Source organism: Erysipelothrix urinaevulpis, from assembly GCF_009828835.1.
GTDB lineage: Bacteria > Bacillota_I > Bacilli_A > Erysipelotrichales > Erysipelotrichaceae > Erysipelothrix > Erysipelothrix urinaevulpis.
Genome location: NZ_WTTB01000002.1, coordinates 334947 through 343083 on the forward strand (window position 1 = coordinate 334947; position 8137 = coordinate 343083).

At 30.9% G+C, this 8137-nt stretch carries 4 protein-coding genes; all 4 read right to left on the reverse strand.

All coding sequences use genetic code 11. The features are described 5' to 3' along the window. On the reverse strand, positions 1 to 1747 hold a 1747-nt coding region (locus tag GVV10_RS03705; protein ID WP_201289981.1), incomplete at its 3' end, for a prealbumin-like fold domain-containing protein. A gap of 410 nt (positions 1748 to 2157) precedes the next feature. Continuing rightward, a complete protein-coding gene (locus tag GVV10_RS03710) occupies positions 2158 to 2421 on the reverse strand; it encodes a helix-turn-helix domain-containing protein (protein ID WP_159519720.1) in 264 nt (87 codons plus the stop codon). Next, on the reverse strand, positions 2411 to 3079 hold the full coding sequence (locus GVV10_RS03715; protein WP_159519722.1) for a GPP34 family phosphoprotein: 669 nt from the start codon (positions 3077 to 3079) through the stop codon (positions 2411 to 2413). Before GVV10_RS03715 ends, GVV10_RS03710 begins: the two co-directional genes overlap by 11 nt. Positions 3080 to 3579: 500 nt before the next feature. Beyond that, complete coding sequence (locus GVV10_RS03720; RefSeq protein ID WP_159519724.1) at positions 3580 to 7974, reverse strand: endo-beta-N-acetylglucosaminidase; 4395 nt, start codon at positions 7972 to 7974, stop codon at positions 3580 to 3582. Positions 7975 to 8137 lie beyond the last annotated feature (163 nt).

The window sequence follows — 8137 nt, forward strand, 5'->3', positions numbered from 1 at the left end:
GGTACACAAACGTTCCTGCCTCACTAAACTCAAGCTCAGTAAAGTTTATACTACCATCTCCTGCATTACCCACTGTTTCAAGTACATTCCCTTGACTATCCAACAATTCAAATTCAAATTGATTAGCCTCGAGAGAAGCATTTAATAGATTTTTGTTTAGTTTTATGGATACTTTTGCACTCTCATTTTTTGTATTAAACACTTTGAACTGCAATACCTTCGTTTCTGTCCCCTTTATTTCAAATTGATCACCATTCTCAAATTCAATATGTTTAGAATAACCTGATGCTGGCTCAACCTCAATAATTTTATACTCGCCAATATCCAATGCTGAGAATGATACATAGCCATTAGAATCTGAGGATTTAACCAACTGTTTCGATTCATCAAGGTAGTCATTAAATCCAGACAATGATTTTTTTTGAAGTTTAAATTTAGCATTCGATATCGGTTTTCCCGTAGATTTATCTAACTTTAAAATCACAACATCCCCTGCTTCACCTGGTATAACTGAACCTTTCATATCAACATAATCAACTAAATTCGATTCTCTTTCAATGGTTGTATCATCATAGGTTATTTTAACCTTATTTTTATATTCTGCCGATGGTCCCTGAATTTTAGTTTTTATTAAAACAGTAAATGAAATCATTTGACCATTCACTGGATTTTTCAATCCATATTTTTTTAACATGACTTCTTTTTGAGCCTCTGTAATACGATCGTAGATGATATAATCATCCAATAGTTTTTCAAGACTCTCATCAGACTTAAATAATTTCAATCCACCTGTCTCATCATTCGGCAAATCTTTGAAATTAATGATAACTGATTTTTTATTATAGATTCCAATTGTTTCTCTTGACGAATTTTTAATTCGAGTAGCAAAGTCATCATAGCTTTCATCCGTCGTTGATTCAATGAGATCAAACATATCCGTCACATGCGAAAATTCCAAGACTTCATTTGACATTTTTCCATTTTTTAAAGGAACCTTCAAAGCAAATAAAATATCAATATCAATAACTTCCATTGTCGGGCTCATATCATCAGTGAGAATAACATTTTTTAGTTTATCAAAATTTTGATTTTCGTAAATGTTTTTTTGATTCATTGCATTAACGCCAATTTCCCATGTAATCTCATCACCAGCTGATTGATAACCATGTTTATAATAAGGATACCCATCATCTTCTGTATACTCCTTATCATCCGGCTTAATCTCAAACGGCGGTATTTCAACACCACCAATATCAATGACAACATCTTTAGATGCTTGATCAACAGTACCTAAAAAACTCAGAACACCATTTGATAAAAATTGTTTTGATTTACCAAGTTCTGAAACCTTTAGTTCAATATAACCATTCTTAATTCTCCATGTCCCTAAAACTTCATCTTTAGGACCTTTTATGTCGATAAATTCACTGTCTTTTGCATTGAAATACTCACTTGGTAATTTAACTTTTAAGGAGTCATATGGAACGATATGTTCCATATTTTCTTTAGTAATTTCCCAATTTATTGTAAATCGAACAGTATCATTTTCTTTTAAATCTTGACCTTTAATTTCACCATTTTCAAAAAAAGGATAAAAAACCCCCTTCTTTCTGACTTCAATTTTGAATGAGGTCACATCGAGTAATGAACGACTAGATTCTTGAGCAAAAATATTTTGAGACATACTTACACCCATTAACGAGATGACCATAATAAGCATTATAAAATTCTTTATGATTTTTTTCATGACTTCCTCCACTTCTATCTTGACAATAACAAATTATTTTGTGAATTTATTAACGTTGTCGTCAATTCGGATCTGGTGGGCATGAATAAGTACACGTTATCCATTAATTAGATTAAGCTAATTCTCACTAAATTAATGAATTTGACATATAAACTTTATGAACTTATGAATTTCTTTAAAGGCGCTTCCTATCTCAAAATCAAACAATAATAACTTTCTTAATGACATTAGTCTATAATTTAAAGTCATTACAATATAGTCACACCCCATGTTTTATCGCCAATAATTCATCATAAAAAAAGCAATCTTATGAAAAGACTGCCTTGAGTGTAATAGTAGGGAATAACCATTTGACCTTCCAAATTTGTTAATGACTTTTATTTAACAAATTCTACTATATTAATTCGTTATTAGTTTTCTTTATTTAGTTCATCAATAATTTCAGGTATAGTTAAGCCTAAATCTTTAAGACTCTGTATTTTTTCTATACGTTCTAGAGTTTCAATTCTTTTATATCTTCTTGTCAAATTCTGTCCGAGCTGTTCAAAGGGGATCATTCCCTGTTCTGTATAATGCTTTAGTGTGCTATATCGCATCCGTGTTAACTGAACTAATTCACCAATTGTAACATATTCGGATGTCATAATATCTTCAATTTTTCTTTTACGAGCCATGGGACATCAATAATACTGTGAAAACTGCTATCATGCTTTCAAGATCGTTTATTGCTTTCACAATCTTTGTTAATTCTAGACTCTCAGAGTTATTTTTTATTTGATTAATTTTGTTTTCTAATTGACTCTGTTCATATTTTGAGAAATAAATGTCTAGTTTTTCACTTTTATCTAAGAAGTACACAAGAAGCAAGGTATCTTCTGTCATGATATCATCTTCTAATACTTCAGCTCTAATTCTTTGCACTATACCATCCACTTTAGCTTGGTTGGGAATATATTTATTTGTTTGTTGTATTATTTTTCCTTTTCTTCCTCTTTGTAATTCAACGATTCTCTTTTCATTAAGGTAATCTCCCACATCTTCAAAAAATTGAATCATTTTTCCATCCATGCTCGATTCAAATTTCGAGTAAATGTCTACAACTTTGTTACTCTTGGTTGTTTTTAACAAATTATACAGAACTTGTAATCTTTCTAAATCAGCTGGTAAATCTGTGATAACTTCAATTCTTTGATTTTCTATACCAATAATTTCTTCTAACTTTAGCGTCATCAAACCTGCTAAAAATAAATTCAGCTTGTTTGAACTTCCAGAAATTTTTCCTTTTTTGTTTAGTGAACAAAGATATAATTCATCAATTAATAATAGATTCATGTTTTTTCTCCTTATGAAGTAAATTATAGCAGCTAGTCGTTGCAACTATTTGCCACTTACTACTTACTACTCGCTACTTATTACTTACTACTTACTACTTACTACATATTACATAGAGTTTACGTTAATGTCAATGCTTTTCATAATTTTGATTTTATTCTTCTAATTATAAATATTTTTATTTCTGCAATTTCAGCTTAAGATATTTAGCAAATATCTTTAATTCCAAATCTTTAATCAACCTTTAATTTCTTTAGAAATATTTCTATCTAAAAATCAAACATCCGGAAAATTTTAAGTCCATTCAACTAGTTTTATACGCAACAAAAATCCTTCGTATGGCTGTGATACGAAGGATTTAAGGGTACTGAATATTTTGTATTAATCTAATACTGGACAGCACGAAGTAGTAATACAGATTCTTTCTAATTAATTTCTAAAAAATTGAAAGCATCAAGATGCCATTAATTAACATTTACTCTAAAATTAAGTCAATTTCGTTATATCTTTTCTTTTCGTGTTTTTCTATAGATTATGTATCCAATTAAAGCTACTGTCAACGCGATTACTAGTTGATATGATTCATTTTCTATTCCAGTTGAAGGTAAAACTATTTCATCTTCCGTTTTTGGATTTGTTGAATCGTTAGGATCTTTAGAGTCTATTTGATCTTCAGAATCGATTGGTTCTTCAGGTTCAGTGGGTTTTACAATATCATCTGTATCTTTTTCGACTAAATTATCCATGGCTAAATCTAGCTGTTTTATCGCGTTTTGGACATCTTCTTCTGTTGAAACACTTCTTATTTCTAAAACATACTGTTCTTTGTTTTCTATCAATTTTGGTGGTAAATTATTTAAAACATTTTCACCATATAAGATAGCATCTTCCAAATCTTTGTAACTTTCTAAAGTATATTTATCAGCTTCATATAGTTTTGCTTTTTGAATTTTTTCTTTTAATTTCGAAACTGAATTTTCTTTAGGTATATTTATATCTATTAAATTATGATAATTTTCGCTTAATTTTTCATAAGCAGTATTTACATCACTTTGAGTTGCTTCCGGATTTTCAACAATACCACGAGCAAATTCCAATGACTGTTTAAAAGTTTCGAATGAATCAGTTGTATAGTTTTCTTCATCAACCTTTTCAACTAATTTGATCAAGTCCATTAAATTAGTTTTATCTACTTTTAATTTCAATTTTGATGGGATTGATTCTAGATATAATTTCATTTCTTCAACTTCTTCTTCTGTAGCTTCATCATTTTCAATGATAATATTCGCCTTCTCGATTGCCTCCTGTACTAATTTATTCGATTTCTCATCATATAATTCTAAATCTAAATTTTCTAGTATCATCAGTGACTTTTTAAGAGAAGTTTTGTCAACGACTTCTTGCTTAATTTCTAAATCGTTAATCGACTTATTTAAGTTATTATACGCCTTCTCATAGTCTTCTTGAGTTGCATTACTATCAGAAAGTATTTCTTCAACTTGTTCGATCATATTTTCCAATTTTTCGACACTATCAGTTGTGTACTCGTTTTTATCAATCGTTTTCGCAAAATTAAATAGTTGTTGTAGTTCTTCCTTTATACTATCTTTATTTTTTACAAGATTATTTATTGCAGTATCCAATTCTTCTAATATGTCAAGGTAGTAACTTTCTGATGTTGCTTCTTGCTTATATGCTGTTGTAGAGTATTCTAATGTCGATTTAAAATTTTCTACAGATTCTTCAGTATAATCTTCTAACTTTATTTTGTTAGCTTCATAAATTCGACGGCCAAGTTCTTCATAACCATCATAGTAATCTAAATTAATTAGCACTTCATTTATTTCATTTTCTTTTACTTCAAAATTTACAGGCTTATCATCATAATAGACTCCAATAGGTAAGCTAGTAAATAAGAGCTGATATGAACCAATTGGCAGCTTTGTTTTTAAACCTGAATCTGATGTACCGCCTAAATGTCTAATTTTACCCATCTCATCGATAATATCAAATGTTGCGTTCAGACCCATATTTTTGACATAAGCATGAATGTAAACTTCTTCTGTTTTTCTGTTTTCATAATTTTGAATACTGTTCTTTAGACTTTCTGCCAAATCACCTGTTTGAATCGTGAAGTATATTCTTTGATCAAAGTTTGTGAAATCAACATCTTCGATCATCACTTTATTCGTGTTTGTTGCAGTAACTTCATACAGAACTTCGTCAGAAATAAGTGAATCATAAACTCTAATTACAGAATTTTCAGGTATATTATTGACAAATATTCTCTTATCTTCAAAATCTGCTTTTATTTGGTATTGATTTAACATTGGGGTTTTTGACATTCCTGAATTAAACATTTGCCATTCATAAATTCTTATAGCACCCCAAGGTGATGTTCCCGAATTTGTAATATCTAGTTTCCACTCTTGCGCTGTTATAGGTTCATCTAGCATTACATCTGTCACTGCTAACTGATTTCCTGTAATTGATTTCGCTATGTTCCAATTGCCTTGATCATCTTTATATTGAAGTGAAAAGTCTACAGTATTCATATTCTGAGCCTCTCCACCATATTCAGCATGCTCTACACGCCAACGACTAACTTGTTGTGGTTCTTCCAGTCTTATTGTCATAAATCCTGATTTTTTATTTGTGGCAGCCCATTTACTATTTCCTGTAGCAGTACCGTCGAGTGCTTTAGAAGCTGGTTCAGCATCATTTTCAAAAGATACATCTATAACTTCTGCATTCAAAGCAATATTGACAGGTTCTTCCTCATTATTTACGTCACTACCATCCAAAGAAACACCCCAATCAAAATCAATTTCAAATCCTTCTGATCTATTATTAAATTTATCAAGAGTCTTGATTTTAATAATTGTTTTATCGTCTTTATGTGCATTATCATCAGTTCGTGTGATTTTATCTGCGTAGAAGAATGTACTTGGTGTAGCCCCTAAAAGTACTTCAATGCCATCATCATTTACTTGATAGACTTCATATTTTTCAGCGTTTTTTACGTGCTCCCATGATAAACGTGCACTTGCCTCTCTTGAGTGATGTAGAAGTTTTTCATCTACTTTTCCGTTGACGATATTTTTTATCGCTTCTTGTTTATCGTAAACAGACAATTCACCAAGATTTAAATTAATTTTTTCTTGTTGATTATTTGAAACTCTTAAACTAATCGCATAAATCGTCTCACCATTATACTCTGAAAGGTCAATTTTATTATTTGTCCATTCGTCACCAATATTTAATGGAAAGAAAACTTGATCAGTTTGTTTATAATCTTTATCAAAACTGATTCCTACTTCCACATTAACATTCTGTTTACCTTTTATCATTAATTCTAAATTTGAATTTTCTGAAACATCTAAATTGGTACTGTAAAGCATCACGTTATTGTTACTATTTTCTTCTAGCTCTCCTGTAAATTTTAGGGACGTTCCGCCATTATAAGCATCACTAAAATCATAATCAACGTCTATTCTAGTACCTTTTTGATCTTTAATCCACCAGCGCCATGTTGGCATGATGTCTTGTGTGGATCGATAATTCCAAGTTCTATCCCTAACTTCTTTTCCATTAGCAAACCATTTACGTCCGTGTCCAGTATTAAAACTGGTAGAAAAAGTATTTCCCGTTATTACAGACTTATCAGTAACAAAACGAGACATCCCTTTCCAATTTTCAGAATCATCACTTAAACTAGGATCTTTTTGAGGTCCAGTATATAATATCTGTTCGTGTTTGATAAATTCTTCTCCGTTTGCCGCGAATCCCATCGTAGAGTTAGGAGCATACAAAGCAATTGAACTTAATATTTGATTATTTTCATCCAATAATGCATCACTATTAATTTGTGTATTATAACTATTTTGTTGAATTTCAAATCCTGCAAAAGCGTCATACGGATTTCTATCTAAACTATTTTTCATATAATCATGAGTAGATTTAATTCGATTTTTATTCCAATTGAAATTCATAAAAAATTCATCAGCAGCATAATCTTCCTTGTTGTTGAGAGCTTTCAACCAAAGATCATTTTGATTATTTACTGCATTTTGGTGTGATACACTACCATCATTAGCCATTGCATCATACCAACCTATATTAATAGGATAACCTCTTTTTCTAGACTCTTCGCGAACATAGCTTAACAAATCTCTTGTCTTTTTTGCTACTTCTTCATTTGAACCAAATGATTCTTGATTGAAAAAATAACCGTCAAACCCGAAATATTGTGCCACTTCAATCAGTTTATCACCAATAGGATAATTTCCATTTTCATCTTTTTCAGACATTTTCTCTAGTTCTTCAAGTGAATCATAGTGTCCACTACCCCATGGAAAATGAAGTGTTGCATATACAGGCACACCATTTTTATGAGCGGCATCTACTATATCTGGTGAAGGTATCGCAAGAACACCTTCTTCAGAACTCGCCCAATAAATCATCGAATCCAAATACTGCCAGTTATCAAATGAATAAATATTGAAATCTTCACCACCTGTTGATGGTGTCTTATCATGATTTGCATTAGATATTGCAGCTGATGTTATTTTAGCATCGGGATTAGCTAAGTCATTGATTTGATGTCCTTGAAATCTATTCTTATTCAAAGGAATAGAAGATTTGTTTAAATGTGCATCGGGATCCTTTTCCGGACTCCAATCCAAAAGTGTTTTCATACTAAAGGCCGGTGCTAACGGTTGGAGCGAAAGTCCTTTCTCATAATTTTCATTGACTGTATCTGTACCATCTCCCCCAATGGCAGCATACACTGTAGTATTTTTCATAAACATTGTAAACACAAGTGTTAATGATACAATTGAAATACCTATTTTCTTAACCTTTGTCTTCATGTTTAATAACAAATTATTATCCATAATTCCTCCTTTATAAATAAGTAAGTCAGAAAACGCAGTCAAGTCCATAATCTTGTGTAAAATTCATTATGTCAGCAAGTGGATCTAACCAATCCACTTTTTTGTTGATTCAGTAAAACTAATATACTGTCTTGAACTCGATTGCCAATCTTCATGAATATCT

Excerpts from the sequence above, each read along its gene's own strand:
- GVV10_RS03710 (WP_159519720.1), bottom strand. The coding sequence starts at position 2,421 with ATGGCTCGTAAAAGAAAAATTGAAGATATTATGACATCCGAATATGTT.
- GVV10_RS03715 (WP_159519722.1), bottom strand. The coding sequence starts at position 3,079 with ATGAATCTATTATTAATTGATGAATTATATCTTTGTTCACTAAACAAA.
- GVV10_RS03720 (WP_159519724.1), bottom strand. The coding sequence starts at position 7,974 with ATGGATAATAATTTGTTATTAAACATGAAGACAAAGGTTAAGAAAATA.